Below are 18,380 nucleotides of genomic sequence, written 5' to 3' on the forward strand. Positions count from 1 at the left end.
TGCCGGAGGATATTTATTTTGCGGAATCGTCTGAAAGTGAGGCGGGTGATTCAGGTCTTTTCCCTGTGCGCGGACGTGGCGGTGCAGCGGGTGTAGGTTTACGGTCATCCAGCAGGTGGCGGATAGACAGTATCGGATGATACAGCAGCATTCTCGGCCCTGCCCAACGCATAATCGCTTTGATGGCTTCCCGTTTTGCTGGCTGATAGCAGTGAATTGGACACTGTTTACAGGCGGGTTTATTTTCACCGTAATAGCATTTTTGCAGCCGGTTCAGCGCGTAATCGTGCAGTTTGGTATAGTAACCTGCATCATCTGGCGGAGCAGGGAAGGCGCGTTCATACAGCGTGAGCATCGCCTGAATCGTTTGGATTTCACGCTGGATACGTTTGCCGGAGGAAGAAGACATCATAGCGCTCCCGTGGGTGTATTAAATTGCATATTATATGCAATTTAATGCAAAAACCGTGTTCTGATGCAGATTAATTGTTTGAGCGTGTGGCTAGCCACGAAAGCAATGATCCTAGCGTCACCATGATGACGCCTTGCCAGAAACTAAAGCCCGGCACGGTTTGCAGCCATAACGCCGCCATCAGCGTTGTGAGGATCGGTGTAAAGTAAGACGCGGTTGCCAGCAGCGCCATGTTGCCACGCTGAATACCGACATCCCAGGCGGCGTAGGCCAGCGCGGTTGAGCCGCCGATGAACAATAGCTCCAGCAGGGTTTGTACCGAGAAGGAAAATTCGGGCGCGTCGCTGAGCAAATACTTTCCCCACAGGACGACAGAAACGGTGATAAAAAACAGCAAGATACCGCTTTTCCCGTTGCCGAAGCGTCGTGACACGTTGCAGTACAACGCCCAGACCAGCGCTGCGGTCAGCGCCATGCTATAGGCCAGGGGATTGGCGCTAATATTCCGCCACATCAGTGCGGGCGACCAATCTCCATCGCCTTTCAGAATCCACAGGATCCCCGTTACCGACAAGGCCAGACCCGGCCACAGCCAAAACCGACTTTTCTGTTGATTGATAAACAGTGAAAACAGAATCGTCAGGCAGGGCCACAGATAATTGATCATTCCCAATTCCATCGCCTGCATCCGGTTTTGCGCCAGCCCAATCGACAGCGAGAAGCAGATTTCGTAGCTGACAAACAGCGCGCCACCGAGTAGCAGGTAAGTTTTTGAATGGGAACGAAATGTGGGGCGATGCCCGAATAGCAGAAGGAAGAGGGCGCAGGTGGTATAAATCATGGCTGCGCCGCCTAACGCGCCGAGCGTTTCGGTCAGGCTGCGGATCAGGCCAACGGAGGTGCTCCAAAGCATAATCGCCAGCAGACCAGCCAGTGTGGCGCGATAAGGGGTTATGGCTATCATCAGGAGGTTACGCTATCGATGGTATAAAAGGCGGATACCAGGTGGCATCCGCATGAATGTCTTGGGCCTAACGCCGCACGGTTATCAACGCCAAAAATCATCAAAGACGGTAATGGGGGGACGACGCTTGTGCTCGGTTCTGCGATACCAGTTTTCGATAATTGCACTATCCATCGGGTCAAGTTGCTTGCCTTCCAGATAGTCGTCGATTTTCTCGTAGGTTACACCCAGCGCGACTTCATCTGGCAGGGATGGACGGTCGTCCTCCAGATCGGCCGTGGGTGCTTTAGTATAAAGGTGTGACGGGCAGCCCAGCAGTTTTAGCAAGGCTTTGCCCTGGCGCTTGTTGAGGCGGAAAATCGGGTTGATATCGGTGCCACCATCGCCGTATTTGGTGAAAAACCCGGTGACGGCTTCCGCCGCGTGATCGGTTCCGACGACCAGACCGGCGTTCATGCCTGCAATACTGTACTGGGCTTTCATCCGTTCGCGCGCTTTTTCGTTACCTTTGACGAAATCAGACAGCTCGATGCCGATAGCGCGTAGCGTTGCTTCGCTGGCGTCCACCGCCGGTTTGATGTTAACGGTCAGCACCCGGTCAGGCTGGATAAACTGGATGGCATCCTGGCAGTCCTGCTCGTCGGCTTGCACGCCATAGGGCAAACGTACCGCGATGAACTGATAATCGCTTTTGCCGGTTTCTTCGCGCAATTCGGTGATCGCCGTCTGGCATAATTTGCCGGTAAGCGTCGAGTCCTGTCCGCCGCTAAGCCCCAGCACCAGGCTTTTGGCGAATGGATGCGCCTTCAGATAATTCTTTAAAAAATCAACGCTCACGCGAACTTCCTGCGCCGGATCGATGGTGCTTTTCACCCCGAGCGCTTGAATGATTTCCAGCTGTAATGACATGTCACCCCCCTCCTGAACCTATTGATGTGCCAGAATAATTATTCACATCACCAGAGGGTAACGTTAATTCCAGCGGAACAAAAGAACAAGAGAAAGCAGGCGGTTTTACATCGATCCGGGGGCTTTTTCGCCAACTATCAGCCTGTTGAAAGCGATGAAATCAATTTGAAAAAGCTACGGTTGCTATCTAGTCTTAGCAGCACTGACAGTCAATGAGGTCATACTATGAAGAAAAATCGTTTACTCATGTGTATTGCAGCAAGTGCGCTGATGCTTTCTGGCTGTGTGGCTTATGATCGTGCAGAAAACTTTCTCACCAAGCCGGTGGTGAAGGATGTGAAAAAAGGCATGAGCCGTCAGGAAGTAAACCGGATTGCTGGCCCTGCCTCGACAGAGGCCACGATGATTCACGCTCACGGCACCTGCAACACCTACGTGCTCGGTACGCGTGATGGCAAGATTCAGTACTACTTCGTCAGCTTTGATGACACCGGTCACGTGCTGAACAAAGGCTTCCAGAGCTGTCAGGAATACGATACTAATCCGAAACTCTGATCGGCGCATAAAAAAATGCCGGAGGGGGAAACCGCTCCGGCATTTTTTACGCCATGACAACAAGCACTACCGTTGCGTCAATGCCGCGTCGTCGTCCTGATTGAACACGGTTTTATCGGTTTGTTTCAGCAATTGGCTGGTAATGGTGCCTGCGGTCATCGAACCATTGACGTTCAGCGCGGTACGCCCCATGTCGATCAACGGTTCGATGGAAATCAGCAGGGCAACCAGTGTCACCGGCAGCCCCATAGCGGGCAGAACAATCAGCGCGGCGAAGGTCGCACCACCGCCGACACCAGCCACGCCTGCCGAGCTGAGCGTCACGATGCCTGCCAGAGTGGCAATCCACATCGGATCCCACGGGTTGATGCCTACCGTCGGCGCGACCATGACCGCCAACATAGCCGGATAAAGCCCGGCGCAGCCGTTCTGGCCGATGGTAGTGCCAAAGGAAGCGGCAAAGCTGGCGATAGATTCCGGTACGCCGATACGGCGCGTCTGGGCCTCAATATTCAGCGGAATGGTGGCCGCACTGGAGCGGCTAGTGAAGGCGAAGCTGAGCACCGGCCACACCTTGCGGTAGAAACGAGCCGGGTTCACGCCAGTCAGCGCCAGCAGCACAGCGTGTACGCCAAACATCAGCCCCAGTCCGAGATATGAGGCCACGACAAAGCTGCCCAACTTGAGGATATCCTGCAGGTTAGAGCTGGCGACCATTTTGGTCATCAGCGCCATCACACCATAAGGCGTGAGACGCATGACCAGACGGACCAGCTTCATCACCCAGGATTGCAGCGTATCAATGGCTGTCAGCACGCGTTCACCTTTTACCGCATCGTCTTTCAGCAGGTGCAGCGCGGCGACACCGAGAAACGCAGCGAAAATCACCACGCTGATAATCGAGGTCGGGTTAGCACCGGTCAGGTCGGCAAACGGGTTTTTGGGGATAAACGACAGCAGCAACTGCGGGACGTTCAGGTCCGCGACTTTGCCAACATAACTATTCTGGATCGTAGAAAGACGAGCGCTTTCCTGCGCGCCTTGTACCAATCCGGAGGCGGTAAGGCCAAACAGGTGGGTGACAAAGATGCCGATCAACGCAGCAATCAAGGTGGTCAACAGTAACGTACCCAGCGCCAGCAGGCTGATTTTCCCCAGCGATGAGGCGTTATGCAACCGGGCAACCGAGTTGAGAATGGAAACGAAGACCAGCGGCATCACAATCATCTGCAGCAATTGTACATAGCCGTTACCGACGATGTTAAACCAGGCGATGGATTGTTTCACGACCGGATTGTCGTCGCCATAGATCAGATGCAATACCAACCCAAACAGGACGCCAGTAATCAGACCCAGCAATACCTTTTTAGACAGACTCCAGTTTTTATTACCGCCATACCCTAGCGCAAAGAGCAGCACAGCAAAAACAACCACATTTATTATCAGCGGAAAATTCATCCCACTACTCCTTTTTTAATGTTCAAAATGGCTACGGTCAGAGAACCGTAACCAGCGCGGTAGCATAGCAGGTCTTTTATATCGCGTTTATAGAGATAACTAACATGGGGTGATAGGAATGGAATAATGCCCCAGCTTAGAGCCTCAGCAACTGACGGATTTGCTGGCTGAATTGTTGCAACCAGCGCGCCGGTTCGCCGTAATGCCAGGATTCTAGCGGTTGTTGCGGTTGCCATAGCATAAACAGAATCAGCCCTACGCACAGTAATCGTTCCAGCTGATTGCCTTTGTCGCTGTTGAGGATGGGAAAACGAAAGCGCCAGCGGCAGGGCCATAGCAATGGCACGCCCGCAGTCGTCAACATGTCAGCAACGATATGGCTCAGATACCCTACGATCATGGCGTGGTAAACATCGCCCGGCAACGGCCAGTCTGTGGGAAGTCGGGTGCGGATAACATAAACGCCAGCCAGAATCGCCAGCAGGCTGTGCGTAAAACCGCGGTGGCCGCATAGCCTGGCGATTGGCACCGAAATCCATTTCAAGCGCTGGCCCAGAATGGATTTTGGGTGATCGATGTCGGGCAGCAGCGCTGTTAGCATGGCGGCGGGAATAATATGCCACCAGTCGCCAGCTGCCAGAACGGGCGATAATTCTGCTTTTTTGGCGAAGATTGCGCTGGCTACGGCAAATAAGAGGTGGCCTTCCGCGGTCATGAAACATCTCAAAAACTGTTATTTTATACAGTATAGGAGATTGTGATAGACGGCGGAAGGTGTGACGGTGTAACCAGGTATTTTTATCTGGTTGATTCGCCCGTCTTTTTATCCAGTTGCAGTGATTTTATCCAGTTGTCCAGTAATTGTGGCCAGACAGCGGCTGGCAATCCGACTGTACCACGGATGCCAAAACCATGTTTTCCCTGTTCAAACAGGTGGATTTCTGTCGGGATTTGGTGTGCACGCAGTGCTGCCAGCATCACCAGGCTGTTGTCTACCGATACCGAAGGATCGTCAATGGCGTGGACTAAAAATGTCGGCGGGGTTTTCACGCTGACTTGTTTTTCTGCGGAGTAACGTTGGATCTGCGCGTTGCTGGGGTGGGAACCAATCAGCGCTTTACGAGAGCCTGCGTGCGCAATGTCCTCCCGCATGGAGATGACCGGGTACATCAGCACCATAAAATCCGGGCGAGCGCTCAGATGGTCTACCTCATCCTGTACCGGGTAAACGCGTTGTGCAAAACGGGTGCCCAGGCTGGCCGCGACATGCCCACCAGCGGAGAAACCCATGATGCCGATGCGTTGCGGGTCAATCTGCCATTGCGCGGCATGGGCTCGTAACGTGCGGATAGCGCGCTGGGCATCGGCCAGTGGCGCATCTGCGCCTTCCTGATGACCATCACCTGGCATCCGGTATGTCATGACGAATAGGGTGTAGCCCTGCCGGGTGAAAAAGGGCGCTAAATCGCTGCCTTCTTTGTCCAGCACCACACGCTGATAAGAGCCGCCGGGGGTGATCAACAGTGCTGTACCATTCGGTTTTTCCGGGGCGTAAACCGTGATTTCCGGGCTGCGGATACCCGTCACCGCCCGGTCTGGTAAGGTAGGGTCTTTACTGCGTTCAATGACCTGCTGCTGTACTGACGATGTTACCGCACCAGGCGCTTCGCCCTGCGGCCATACTGGGAAGATGGTGTCGGCGAGGCTGAATCCACTGACAGACATCATAAGCGTTCCTGCAATTACCCTTCGTAGTGACATGACAGTTTACCTAATTGATTAATAGAAATCAGTATGACGCTGGTGGGGATAAAAAAACAGGTAAACATTTCATCGAAGAGAATAAAATGTTTACCCAAATTGGCGAATGGCATTATTCCCCTTGGAGGGAAATAGACACAGAAATTTAAAAGACGAATTGATGGTTTGGCTAATTCCCGTCAGGTAATTAACCTGGATGATAAATAACAATCTATTGCTGTGTTGTTTATCATCCATTTCGGCACCGGTATTCAGGTGCTACGGGCAGCTATTAGAAGCTGTATTGTACACCTACACGGTAGCGAGTCTGACGTTCATCGGTGGTTTTAGAGCCAGAAACGTTGCCCACGGCGATGTAAGGTTTCCAGTTTTTGTCCCATTTATAAGATAACTTAACATCATGGGTAATATCGTAATCATCGTTATCCGAGAGAAGCGTATCACCCGAGGTGCCTTTTTTGTACTCCAGCTCGTAACCGATAGTATAAACGTTCAGGAAGGTGTAATCGATATTACCGGTCAAGGTATAGCCCTTGTCCATTGTACTATCACCCTTCGTATTATTGATGCTTCCGCTATTACGTTTGAAATAAGGGCGATAACGTAAAGCAACAGATAAGTCGTCAGTTATATTAGCACGCCCGCGGAGGTATGGACGGTAGTTGTTGCTTGAAGAGCTTGATTCTAAAGAAAAGCCGGGTTCGATAGAAAAGACGTCATTGAACTTGTAAACGTAACTGGCGACAACTTCTGTGCCGTTGCTCACTTGTTCATTAAACGGTTTATTTGGCGTTTTATCCTGGCCAGATTGCGCCCATTTTACTTCGGAAGATAATCCGAAACCGTTAGCAAAACGGTGAGAAATTAACAAGCGGTCTTTATGACCGGCACTTGAAGTATCCTGCATTTCATGACGATAGTCGATAGATACAGCCAGAGCGTTGACGCTAATCAGAGATGCAATAGCCACAGTCAATAATTTAATCTTCATTGTATTTTCCCTATAGATATACAGATAAAGAAAAGAATAAAAAAATAAAATCGATGTGTTCTTATGGAACAAGTTCTATTTTATGGATTATTTAATATCGTTTTGTGATCTGGATCTTTTAGATTCATAATGAATTCACAATGATTTCAAATTGTGATGATGATCGACAGGATGATTCGTTTTGTTTCATTTTTAATAAAAAAGCCCCGGCGGAGCGCTCGGGGCTTAAAATAAAAAGCCAGTTAAAGATTATTCTTTCATGGCACGTTTCAGAATACGATCAGCCTGCCGTTGGAAATATTTGGCTGTTTCTTCCACAGATTTCTGGTCGTAATCGATATATTGAATGGCATCACCAAACAGGGCGACAATCTGCGGGTCATCGAAATAAGGTGATGTCTTGGTTTCATGCGGTAAAGACAATGCCAGATTCAGACCTGCGACTGACGGGTCGCTGTCCTTGATGACGCCATCGGCACGCAACTGGGCAACGGCGGCTTTGCTCAATGGCACACCACGCTCCAGCCCCAGTGCCTGAATGCCTTCCTTGCTGTTCAGCAGGTAGTTGATCAGCATGGCGGCTTCTTTCGGGTGCTTGGTAGATTTACCGATAGACAACATCTGTGCTGGTTTGAAGAACAAACCGGCTTCTTTAGCACCTGGCAGCATTGGGTAGGCACCCAGTTCCAGCTTGGCCGGTGGCTGCAGGTTGTCGGAATATTTGGTGATGGTGGAGTTCCACATGTATGTGCCGCCCCAGTCACCGGTAATCCACGGCTTCATTTCATACATGTTGCTTTTGCCGAATGAGGCGTAATACTTCGCAGACGGCATGACGTGGGAATCAACCATTTTTTTGTACATCTGGAAGAATTCTACCCACTGTGCGTCGGTATAAGAGAACTTCTTGTTCTTCTCGTCTACCGCCGGGATGCTGTATTTCTGCACCATGTAGGAGTTCAGCAGTGCCAGTGAGTCCTGATGTTCCAACACCAGCGGGTAGAACTGGTCGCCCAGTTTTTCCTTGAACACTTTACCGGCGTTCAGCAGTTCATCCCAGTTTTTCGGGGCAGTCAGGCCGGATTTCTTCCAGGTTTCGGTGTTGTAATAGAACACACGCGCCGTCACGGAGATCGGAATCCCGTTCAGTTTGCCGTCTACGGTGGTGGCCTGCAGTTCTTTCGGTTCAAACTGCGACAGATCCAGCACATCTTTCACCTTGTTCAGGTCGTAGAAGCCGTCACCGGTGCGGGAGAAAATGGGCAGCCAGTTCCAGTTAGTCTGCATTACGTCTGGCTCGGTGTTACCGGCGATCTGGGTGGTCAAACGGGACAGGTGCCCGTCCCAACCCGTGTATTCCGCCTTCACTTTGATGTTCGGGTACTGTTTCTGAAATTCTTCAATGGCTTTCAGCGTGACCTGGTGGCGCCCGTTGCCGCCCCACCATGACATGCGCAGGTCAACCTGGTCAGCGGCGAAAGACTGATGTGCCATCAGCGCCAGAGAAGAGGCAATCAATGTGCGTAGGATTACTTTTTTCATCGGTTATACTCCTTTAAAGAGAGATATTTTGTTCTGTTTTTGCATCAAAGATATGACATTTATCCATATCAAACTTAAAGTAAACTTTACTATTCATGCAGTTACTGATAATGACTCGGGCTTCATCTGAAGGCATACGGCTGGTCAGTTCAAAACCATCAACCTTGATATACATAAAGAATTCGTGGCCCATGTTTTCGGCGCGTACCAGCTCGCCCTGGAAGTGACCGCCGTCGAAAGGGGCTTCCGATACCGTGACATACTCTGGACGAACACCGAAACAGATGTCCTTGCCGACGTAATCACGCACTTTGTCCTGTTTAGTCTGGTTAAGGCCCATGGTGTACTGGCCTACCTGCAGCGTGATCTGACCGTTTTCTTCCAGCAGTTTGCCTGGCTTGATGTTCATTTCCGGTGCGCCGATGAAACCGGCGACAAACATGTTTTTCGGGAAGTGGTAGAGATTATCCGGCGTATCCACCTGCATGATGTGGCCGAGTTTCATGACGCAGATACGATCGCCCATGGTCATCGCTTCGGTCTGGTCGTGGGTAACGTAGACACTGGTGGCCGGGTGACCGCTCTTTTTCAATTGCTTATGCAGATCCGAAATACGGATACGCATGGAGGCGCGCAGTTTGGCGTCCAGGTTGGACAGTGGTTCGTCGAACAGGAACACATCCGGTTTTTTCACGATGGCACGACCTACTGCCACACGCTGGGCCTGACCACCGGACAGCTGACGCGGCAGACGATCCATCAGTTCTTCCAACTCCAGAATCTTGGCGGCTTCGTTAACTTGTGCTTCGATCTTGTCTTTCGGCATTTTGCTGAGTTTCAAGCCGAAGGCCAGGTTTTCGCGAACCGTCATGTGCGGATAGAGCGCATAGTTCTGGAACACCATCGCAATACCACGATCTTTCGGTGCCAGGTTGTTGACGATTTTATCGCCGATGCGGACTTCACCGCCGCTGATGGTTTCCAGCCCGGCCAACATACGCAGGGTAGTGGATTTCGCACAGCCGGACGGCCCGACGATTACCATGAATTCACCGTCTTTGATCGTCAGGTTGATACCGTGAACTGCTTTGAAACCGTTGGAGTAAACTTTTTCCAGTTTGTTGAAAATGACTTCAGCCATGATAAATCCTCACTTAACCTTTAATTCCGCTGCTGGTAACGCCCTGAACGAAGTAGCGCTGAGCCATGAAGAAGATGATGATAGACGGCAGAATGGAGATACTCGCCATTGCCAAAATTTCGTTCCACGGTGCGCCTTCTGTAACGTCGATAGACATTTTCAGAGCCAACGCAATCGGGTATTTGTCCACGCTGTAAACGTAAATCAGCGGGCCGATAAAGTCGTTCATTGACCACATGAACTGGAACAGTGCGACCGAAATGATGGCCGGTTTCAGAATCGGCACGACGACGTACCACAATACTTGCCAGGAGTTGCAGCCATCGATTTGCGCCGCTTCTTCCATATCGCGCGGTACACCACGCAGGAACTGGATCAGCATGAAGACGAAGAAACCTTGCGTCGCGAACGCCACCGGCACATACAGTGGCAGGTAGCTGTTCAACATGCCCATTTCGCGGAACATGATGTACTGAGGAATCAACAGTACGGTGCTTGGCAGCAGCATGGTGGCGATCAGGGTGGCGAACCAGAAGTTCTTCCACGGAATCTCAAACCGAGCGAAGCCATAAGCCACGATGGTTGAGGAGATTACCGTCAACAATACTTTCGGAATCACATACTTGAAGGTGTTGATCATGTAGTGACCGAAGTTGTATTCGGTGCCGGTTTTCCAACCATTGATAAAGCCATCCCAGGTGGCGTGTGTCGGCCACAGGTTCAGGGTGGTGAAGATCTCGTGGTTCGGCTTGAACGATGCCGAGAACATCCACGCCAGCGGGTAGAGCATCAGAATGCCGACAGCCAGCAGAATGGTGTAACGGATGCCCGCGCTGATTTTTTCACGGCGCAGCGTACGGCGAACTTCTGCCGCTGCAATAGCCTGCGCAGACAGTGGGGAATGAATATCAGCCATTTTTTCCTCCTTTATCGGCGGAATAGAACACCCAGTATTTAGACGATTTGAAGGAGATAGCGGCGAATACGGCTACCACCAGGAACAGCACCCAGGCCAGGGCCGCACCGTACCCCATATCGAAATATTTGAAGGCCGTATCGTAGATATAGAGCGAGAACAGATAGGTGTAATGGGTTGGTCCACCACCGGTAATGACGTAGGGTGCGGTAAACTCCTGGAACGCCTGTGTTGTCTGCATGATGAAGTTGAAGAAGATAACCGGTGTAATCAGCGGCACGGTCACTTTCAGGAACATCTGCCATTTCGACGCACCGTCGATCATGGCGGCTTCATACTGGGATTGCGGCACGTTCTGCAGCGCAGCCAGGAAGATCACCATCGCGGAACCGAACTGCCAAACACGTAGCAGGGTGACCGACATCAGCGCCAGGGACGGTTCGCCCAGCCAGTTGACCGGGTCGAGCCCGAAAACGCCGATAAAACTGTTCAGCAGCCCGTCGATAGCAAACAGCGCGCGCCACAGTACGGCAATCGCTACGCTGCTGCCAAGAATCGACGGCACGTAGTAGGCGGTACGGAAAAAACCGATTCCACGTAACTTGAAGTTCAGCACGAACGCGATAAGCAGTGCGAAAATCAGTTTTAACGGGATGGTCAGGAACACATAAGCAAAGGTGACTCCCATGGATTTCCAGAAAAGATCGTCCTCCATAAACATTCGGTGGTAATTTTCCAGACCGGTGAATGTGGGTGGACTCATTAAATCATACTCAGTAAAACTGAGTACAAACGATGAAATAAAAGGGAAAGCGGTAAAAACTATCAGCCCTATTATATAGGGGGAGATATAAGCTAACCCCAGCATTCTGTTTTCATTCATAATGCCTACCTACTTTTAGTAATGGTGAATCTGTAAAAATAAAATCAGTGGATTAATTTTTCTGGGTAAATAAATTCCGTATCGTAAATAACCCGGCTTTCCCCATTAATTCGATAATCTCCATGGATGTATCCCCCTTGTGTCAGGACTGCAGGAACTTCCGGCCATTTATTTCTGCAGGCAGCGATCAACGTCAGCAGGATGGCTGGGAAAGGATCATCGAGTCGTACATAACGATGATGTTCAGAACGCACAAACAAACCGTGGTGGAAATAACGTTTAAATAAAATCTCCGCCATTTGCCAGGCATATTCCGCCCATTGTGCCGATTGTTTTGCTTGCGCCAGCTCGGTAATTGCCAGTAGCAGGAAAGGTGAGGCTGATTGATGGATGCCTTGTTTTTCCAGCCGAGACAGCATGGTGACGATCAGCGTGTACAGATCATCATCGTTGCTCAGACGCCAGGCGCGTACCAATGGCAACAGATAGTCGCCTTCCAGCGAGAAGGGCTTCAACACCGTACCGGCTTTACCGTAGTAACCGTCACGTTTAAAGCAGTAACCTGTCATATCATGGCCGTTGTTCCACATTGGGCGCAGACTGTTGCTGTCAACGTCGTAAGCATACTGATAGTAGTTTTTCAGACCGGCAATCACCCATGTCAGGATTTCGGCATCGGGTTGATGGCGCAGGATATCGAGCATGGCCAGCGGGTTATCGATCAACAGCGGGTGCATGTCACGGAACAACACGTTGGCTTCGCGTGCGATGGCACCAAACTCTGCGCCGAACTGCCGCTGAGCACGGTCGCCGAACCAGGATTGTGTCTGGTTATCGTCTGTGGGCACAGGCTGGCGTTGCAAGGGCGAGCTGAACTGGTAAACCGGCATCCCGGTTTCTGGGTTACGCGCCAGCACATACTGACGGTAGAGATGCTTACCCCAGGCTGCTGCGTGCTCGTCGCCAGTGTAACGCGCATAGACAAAAGCGGCGTAGATCAGGTCTGTACCGGCGTTGACGAAAGTCAGCCCTTTTGTCAGTGGCAATTCCGGCCATTGGGCTGGGTTGACCACATCGTGACGGGAGTGCTGAAACACCTCCGGATCGCGTTGCTTGGCGTAATCACCGTGACGGCCCAGGTCCAGACAGTTCCAGTCTTCTACGTGAGCATTCCAGAATCCCTGAATAAAATGGCGGGTTTTTTCTGGATTCACCTGATGCAGAAATTCGTAATAGGGCAGATGGTGTTTTAATTCATGCACCATCGATTTGGATTCTGGACCTTCACCAGCCAGCGTATCAAGATTAATAAAGCGGTGGCCACCCCAATAAAAAAGCCCGCTATTTTCATCGACAAAGCGATTCAGAAAATATTCGCTCTGAGAGTGTGCCATCTGTCGATATTTTTCTGCTTCTGTGACGGCACTCATAGAAATTAACAACCGTAACCAGTTTTGCTGGCTGGCGAAGTTAGAGATCGGCGCATCATGGCCGTCAGGAAACTGCCAGACAACCGGAGACTGTGTTTTTATCTCAAATCCGTCAGCTAATAATGGCGTTGGGTTGACAGCACTATGACCGTATTGTTGAATCTTTTCAATGTGGCTGTTAATCGCCGATAACCACTGGTCGATTTGCCATTTTCTGCTGGTGTTCAAATCAGTAAAAATACTCATGGAGTACCTTCTTTCAGAACTGTGCGAAACAGTTCCTTATAAATAGAAACATTGTTTTGATTGATTATATTGCCCAACTTCTAATTTCGTCATGTGCTCAATATCGAAAGTGTGATCAAAGTCGGAACGTTGTTTTGAAAAATTTTTATGGAAGATTTGGAAACGAGCGGGAAAAGGGATTGGAAGATAACTTACTGATAGATATAAAAAAGGCACAATTCAGTATTGTGCCTTTGATCACAAAAAAATTTTGCGGAAAAACTTAACGAGCCAACCAGCCACCGTCAACGGCAATGGTATAACCGTTTATATAGTCGGACGCGCTGGAAGCCAGGAACACGGCTGGGCCCTGCAGGTCCTGCGGCAGACCCCAGCGACCCGCCGGGATACGGTCCAGGATCTCTTTGCTGCGGTCCTGATCAGCACGCAACTGCTGGGTGTTGTTGGTTGCCATGTAGCCGGGGGCAATGGCGTTAACGTTGATGTTATGTTTTGCCCATTCGTTGGCCAGCAGGCGGGTGATCCCCATGACCGCGCTTTTGGAAGCGGTGTAAGACGGTACGCGGATACCACCCTGGAAGGACAGCATAGACGCGATATTGATAATTTTACCGCCATGACCCTGTTTGATGAACTGACGGGCAACGGTCTGTGACATGAAGAACACGCTCTTGATGTTCAGATTCATCACATCGTCCCAGTTCTTTTCGCTGAACTCGATGGCGTCTTCACGACGAATAATACCGGCGTTGTTAACCAGAATGTCCACTTTACCGAACTCGGCAACGGCTTTTTCCACCAGTGCTGCATGACCGGAGATATCGCTCATATCGGCGGTCAGGCTGAGGAAACGACGGCCTGTGGCAGTGACTTTTTCGATAGTTTCTTTCGGCTCAACGATGTTGACACCGACGATGTCACAGCCAGCTTCAGCCAGACCGACAGCCATACCCTGACCCAGACCGGTATCACAACCGGTGATCAGCGCCACTTTGCCCTGTAAATTGAATGTATTAAGAATCATAGCTTTGATCTCTCTGTAAACGACATGCTTTGTCGTGAGCTTGTTACTGTAGGGAAATACCGGTTCATACCCGTCATATTTCAGGTTGCCGGCTTGCTGGCTACTTTCACTCATCCCGGTCACTGACTGGGGATGTGTTCACTTGCCACTTTCCCGCAACGCGAAATTATTGGGTAAGTCGTTAGCGTAATTCGCTAACTTTGACGTGATCCATGTCTGAGAAAACCTGATTCTCGCCAACCATACCCCAGATAAAGGTGTAGCGTTTGGTGCCTACACCCGAATGAATCGACCAGCTCGGTGAAATCACCGCCTGCTCGTTGTGCACCAGAATGTGGCGGGTTTCCTGTGGTTGTCCCATCATGTGAAACACCGCCGTTTCCTCATCCATATCGAAATAAAAATAGACTTCCATGCGACGCTCATGGGTATGGCACGGCATGGTATTCCAGAGACTGCCTTCCGCCAGTTTGGTTAACCCCATCGTGAGCTGGCAGGTGGGCAACACATCCGGAACGATATACTTGTTGATAGTCCGGAGGTTGCTGGTCGCCGCATCACCGATGGTTTGCGGAGAAGCGTCTGCCGCAGTAATCTTGCGTGTTGGATAAGAAGTGTGCGCTGGTGTGCTGTTATAGTAGAAGCGGGCAGGGCTGGCCGGGTTCACGCTGGTAAAACGAATATCCCGTGCGCCTTTGCCGATATAAATGGCTTCTTCATGACCGATTTCATAGCGCTCGCCGTCTATGCTGACTACGCCGTCACCACCGATATTAATTGCGCCCAATTCACGACGTTCAAGGAAGTAGCTGACGCCCAGCTGTTTTCCCACATCCTCACCGATAGTGACCGCCTGATGAACGGGCATTACCCCGCCCACGATGATTCGGTCGATGTGGCTGTAGGTCATGGTGCAGGCATCTGCATCAAAAATGTGTTCGATCAGAAACTCGCGCCGTAGGCCAGCGGTGTCAAGCTGACGGGCGTGGTCGCTGTGGATGCTCTGACGGACTTGCATACTTGCTCCTCGCTTTCAGATGGAAATCAGGCTGGGGGCCTGACAGGAAAGCGCCGGGCGGAACAGGTGACCTTGCGTGGCAGTGACAACGTCACCTGAACCTTTTTTGCCCGGTTCTTTCGTGTTATGGCGCGATGATAGTGTGGTTGAGATGTGAATTCAATAAAAATGAAATAATGTTTTATTTATTTCTTGAGAGGCGTCATGGTTTTGCTTATTTTATGTTTCATCTGATGCCGATGTTACTAGAATATCGGTATTTACCCTTTGTGTTACCTTGTTCACACAAGGGAGGCACGCTGAATGATCTTAAAGGAGAAACCATGAGAAGGTACTTTATTGACGATGAGACGCCGTGGGAAGAGCTGGGCGGTGGTATTAAACGTAAAATCATCACCTGGAGTGATGATCTGATGATGGTGTGCGTTCATTTCGCCAAAGGTGCCATCGGTACGCCGCACAAGCACGACATCCACGATCAGATCGCCTATGTGGCGGCTGGTAGCTTCGAAGTGGTTATCGAAGGTGAAAAGCGTATCCTGAAAACCGGTGATGCCTATATGGCGGTGAAGAATGAAATGCACGGCGTGGTATCGCTGGAAGAAGGTAGTGTGTTGATTGACACCTTCTCGCCGAAACGTGCTGACTTCCTCTAATCCTTTCTATTAATAAGGTGCCGACGACGATGTTGTCGGTGCCTTGCCGAACCCCTTCCTTTATAGTCCATTCTTTATCAGCCCGACGGTTATGTGCTATCGGGAAAGAAAACGTTGACTCTGCGAAAACCTGAAGTACCCTGCTAACGGGTTTATGGGGCTACACTTTTCTTGCTCACTGTGGCACTGGATACGACGTCACGCACAAGGGGAACACATGACGTATCGACAAGCTGGCCTTTTTGCCGTGATCAAACGTATTGCGGGATGGGTCATCTTTCTCCCTGCTTTGCTCTCAACCATTATCTCGTTGGCTAATCTTATTCATGCCTTTACCGAGAAGAAGCAGGGGATTAGCGGCGTGATGCAGGATTTTTTGCACCTGGTGGTGGAAGTACTACGTTTCAATACGCCATTTCTGAACATCTTTTGGTATAACTCGCCGGTGCCTGATTTTGGGCGTCTGTCGGCGTCAGCCACCATCATGTTCTGGTTAATCTATCTATTGATGTTTGTCGGTCTGGCACTGCAGGTGTCGGGTTCCCGGTTGTCCCGCCAGGTCAAACATATTCGTGAAGGGCTGGAAGATCAGCTGATTCTGGAGAAGGTCAAAGGCGATGAAGGCAAAACCCGTGAGGAGCTGGAATCCCGGGTGGAGTTACCTCGTCATACTATCCTGTTGCAGTTTTTCCCGTTGTATATCCTGCCGGTTGTGATTGCCGTAATCGGCTATTTCACGCTGAAAGCCGTGGGTATCTTAGCCTGATGGCGCTGCCGGGGTATGTTGCCTCGGCAGCGGTTTCTCTCCTCGCTATAACAACTGACCTTCTATCGCCTGTTGGGCCGTAACCACATGCTTGCCGCCAAACAGGTTGGCGCGGTTAAGCAGATAGTAAATCTGATAAATCGGCTGACGCTCGACAAAATCCTTTTCCAGCGACCAGATGCTCTGATAACCGTCATAGATTTGCGGCGGTAACTCGGCATGAAGTGGCAACATCGCTAAATCGCATTCTCGGTCGCCCCAGTAACAGGCGGGGTCGAACAGGTAATAACCATGGTCGGTATTGAGGCAATTGCTGGACCACAGATCGCCGTGCAGTAATGACGGTTGCGGTTGATGACCGGAGAGTCGTTTTTCTACCTGAGCTATCAACGTATCGATATCACCGAAGTGAAGCCCTTTCTCGGCAGCCAGTTGCAGTTGCCAGCCAATACGCTGCTCTGCAAAAAAACTGGACCAGCGACGTTGCCAGGTATTGGGTTGCGGCGTAGTGGACAGATCATTATCGAAATCAAGGCCAAACTGGGGCTGGTCGCTCCATTGGTGTAATTGTGCCAATTGCTGTCCCAGACGCCAGGCATCGTGGGCAGACGCAGGCTTAGGTGAAAGGTATTCCAACAGCAGGAAACTGTAATCGCGGTTACTGCCTACACCATACACCATCGGGACCTGTACCGTTTTACTGCGGGCGAGAAGTTCCAATTGCTCGGCTTCCGCACGAAATTTGGTCAGCAGCTCACGTGCATCACACTTGACGAAGACATCATGTTGACCATAACGCAGGTGCCAGGCGGAGTGTACCTCGCCACCTGGTAATTCCCGGCGATCCAGAATATCACCAGGGCCGAGATGTTCTTCCAGCAGTTGCTCAATCGTCTGCCACATAGGTCACCTCCCGTTGATGTTGCCGATTATCATTACATTAGCGATTCATGCAGTGTAAAAACGGAATCTGGCGCACAGCTGACAGCGCTATCTGGCTGCCGAAACGGGGGGAAGCGGGCGGTCGTCATAACAACCGTAGTCTGATTGCTTCCCTCAAAATGTGTGAGTCCGCCGGGTATGGTGTGATTGGAAGGTGGCGGCAGGGACACAATAACGCGCTCTGCCGGGGTTGTCACTGTGGATGTCGAAAAAACGCAGGCGATATCTATGCAAATGACCTGTGTGATGGCTGATTTGACCCAGAGCGGTATTTGGTATCGACCGTCAGGATCTTGCCGATTGACGCAGATGGGTTTTTTATCAGCATAAAATGTGATCGTGCAAGGATGAATCCATACTGTGTTCTTAGGGAGAAAAAATAACCCAGCAACATAATTGAAGGATGGGAAAATAATCGGTACGACGTCACATAATGTACGACATAAACATTTTTTTAGCGGCTAAAAAACAGAAATAAAACCGGAGTAAGGTAAAGGAAAGCCATCGGTAAATCATATTTTTGAAAAAATAATGTTATCCCTGTTCTATACCCCAAATAATTCGAGCGGCAGGAAGGCAGCAAGTGAGTGAATCTCCATGTGCTTACACAAGTAAGTGACTGGGGTGAGCAAAGGCCGCCAACACACCTGCAACTTGAAGTATGAAGGGGATAAGTCGCGAAAGATTATACTCGTTATGTTTCATTATTATTATATGACCAGACAGTCACTATCAGGAGTCGATTGATTTCATCTGTTTGTTATAA

General features: G+C 50.5%; 18 protein-coding genes. 3 read left to right on the top strand and 15 right to left on the bottom strand.

The window, feature by feature from the left end; all coding sequences use genetic code 11:
- Positions 1 to 13: 13 nt before the first annotated feature.
- The 3 genes from OB87_RS18030 to nadE all read right to left on the bottom strand — a co-directional run bounded on the left by OB87_RS18030 (position 14) and on the right by nadE (position 2,285).
- Positions 14 to 412 carry a nitrous oxide-stimulated promoter family protein gene (locus OB87_RS18030; protein ID WP_235425296.1) on the bottom strand — a complete coding sequence of 133 codons (399 nt, stop codon included), beginning with the start codon at positions 410 to 412 and terminating at the stop codon, positions 14 to 16.
- A 70-nt stretch (positions 413 to 482) separates the two neighbouring features.
- Positions 483 to 1,376, bottom strand: coding sequence for an aromatic amino acid DMT transporter YddG (yddG, locus tag OB87_RS18035; RefSeq protein ID WP_081977417.1), 894 nt, complete (start codon positions 1,374 to 1,376; stop codon positions 483 to 485).
- An 84-nt stretch (positions 1,377 to 1,460) separates the two neighbouring features.
- Positions 1,461 to 2,285, bottom strand: coding sequence for an ammonia-dependent NAD(+) synthetase (nadE, locus tag OB87_RS18040; protein WP_033570780.1), 825 nt, complete (start codon positions 2,283 to 2,285; stop codon positions 1,461 to 1,463).
- A gap of 225 nt (positions 2,286 to 2,510) precedes the next feature.
- On the opposite strand from nadE, the gene osmE reads away from it, so the two are divergent.
- Positions 2,511 to 2,840: an osmotically-inducible lipoprotein OsmE gene (osmE, locus tag OB87_RS18045; protein WP_033570781.1), complete on the top strand. Its 330-nt coding sequence runs from the start codon at positions 2,511 to 2,513 to the stop codon at positions 2,838 to 2,840.
- Between the two features lie 66 nt (positions 2,841 to 2,906).
- On the opposite strand, the gene OB87_RS18050 is transcribed toward osmE, so the two are convergent.
- From OB87_RS18050 to kduI, 11 genes are all read right to left on the bottom strand, one after another.
- The gene (locus OB87_RS18050; protein WP_033570782.1) at positions 2,907 to 4,298 is read right to left on the bottom strand and encodes an L-cystine transporter; all 1,392 of its coding nucleotides are present in this window, start codon (positions 4,296 to 4,298) and stop codon (positions 2,907 to 2,909) included.
- Positions 4,299 to 4,434: 136 nt separating this feature from the next.
- Positions 4,435 to 5,013 (bottom strand): metal-dependent hydrolase, encoded by a 579-nt coding sequence (locus OB87_RS18055; RefSeq protein ID WP_033570783.1) that lies wholly within the window; start codon positions 5,011 to 5,013, stop codon positions 4,435 to 4,437.
- Between the two features lie 83 nt (positions 5,014 to 5,096).
- Positions 5,097 to 6,023 carry a pectin acetylesterase PaeX gene (gene paeX, locus OB87_RS18060; protein ID WP_395857150.1) on the bottom strand — a complete coding sequence of 309 codons (927 nt, stop codon included), beginning with the start codon at positions 6,021 to 6,023 and terminating at the stop codon, positions 5,097 to 5,099.
- A 307-nt stretch (positions 6,024 to 6,330) separates the two neighbouring features.
- Positions 6,331 to 7,050 (bottom strand): oligogalacturonate-specific porin KdgM, encoded by a 720-nt coding sequence (gene kdgM / locus OB87_RS18065; protein WP_033570785.1) that lies wholly within the window; start codon positions 7,048 to 7,050, stop codon positions 6,331 to 6,333.
- 249 nt (positions 7,051 to 7,299) lie between these two features.
- Positions 7,300 to 8,592, bottom strand: coding sequence for an ABC transporter substrate-binding protein (locus OB87_RS18070; RefSeq protein WP_033570786.1), 1,293 nt, complete (start codon positions 8,590 to 8,592; stop codon positions 7,300 to 7,302).
- A 13-nt stretch (positions 8,593 to 8,605) separates the two neighbouring features.
- The gene (locus OB87_RS18075) at positions 8,606 to 9,733 is read right to left on the bottom strand and encodes an ABC transporter ATP-binding protein (RefSeq protein ID WP_033570787.1); all 1,128 of its coding nucleotides are present in this window, start codon (positions 9,731 to 9,733) and stop codon (positions 8,606 to 8,608) included.
- A 13-nt stretch (positions 9,734 to 9,746) separates the two neighbouring features.
- Positions 9,747 to 10,649 (bottom strand): carbohydrate ABC transporter permease, encoded by a 903-nt coding sequence (locus tag OB87_RS18080; RefSeq protein WP_033570788.1) that lies wholly within the window; start codon positions 10,647 to 10,649, stop codon positions 9,747 to 9,749.
- A complete protein-coding gene (locus OB87_RS18085) occupies positions 10,642 to 11,532 on the bottom strand; it encodes a carbohydrate ABC transporter permease (RefSeq protein WP_022633693.1) in 891 nt (296 codons plus the stop codon). Before OB87_RS18085 ends, OB87_RS18080 begins: the two co-directional genes overlap by 8 nt.
- A 44-nt stretch (positions 11,533 to 11,576) precedes the next feature.
- Positions 11,577 to 13,208, bottom strand: coding sequence for a pectate disaccharide-lyase PelW (gene pelW, locus OB87_RS18090; protein WP_033570789.1), 1,632 nt, complete (start codon positions 13,206 to 13,208; stop codon positions 11,577 to 11,579).
- A gap of 262 nt (positions 13,209 to 13,470) precedes the next feature.
- Complete coding sequence (gene kduD / locus OB87_RS18095; protein ID WP_033570820.1) at positions 13,471 to 14,232, bottom strand: 2-dehydro-3-deoxy-D-gluconate 5-dehydrogenase KduD; 762 nt, start codon at positions 14,230 to 14,232, stop codon at positions 13,471 to 13,473.
- A 181-nt stretch (positions 14,233 to 14,413) separates the two neighbouring features.
- Entirely contained in the window at positions 14,414 to 15,250 is an 837-nt protein-coding gene (kduI, locus tag OB87_RS18100; RefSeq protein ID WP_033570790.1) for a 5-dehydro-4-deoxy-D-glucuronate isomerase, read from the bottom strand.
- Between the two features lie 323 nt (positions 15,251 to 15,573).
- On the opposite strand from kduI, the gene OB87_RS18105 reads away from it, so the two are divergent.
- Both OB87_RS18105 and OB87_RS18110 read left to right on the top strand, forming a co-directional pair.
- Entirely contained in the window at positions 15,574 to 15,906 is a 333-nt protein-coding gene (locus OB87_RS18105) for a cupin domain-containing protein (RefSeq protein WP_022633697.1), read from the top strand.
- Positions 15,907 to 16,123: 217 nt separating this feature from the next.
- Positions 16,124 to 16,672, top strand: coding sequence for a YniB family protein (locus OB87_RS18110; protein WP_033570791.1), 549 nt, complete (start codon positions 16,124 to 16,126; stop codon positions 16,670 to 16,672).
- A gap of 45 nt (positions 16,673 to 16,717) precedes the next feature.
- On the opposite strand, the gene OB87_RS18115 is transcribed toward OB87_RS18110, so the two are convergent.
- Positions 16,718 to 17,575: a fructosamine kinase family protein gene (locus OB87_RS18115; RefSeq protein WP_033570792.1), complete on the bottom strand. Its 858-nt coding sequence runs from the start codon at positions 17,573 to 17,575 to the stop codon at positions 16,718 to 16,720.
- Positions 17,576 to 18,380: the final 805 nt, after the last annotated feature.

The organism is Dickeya undicola, assembly GCF_000784735.1.
Classification (GTDB): domain Bacteria; phylum Pseudomonadota; class Gammaproteobacteria; order Enterobacterales; family Enterobacteriaceae; genus Dickeya; species Dickeya undicola.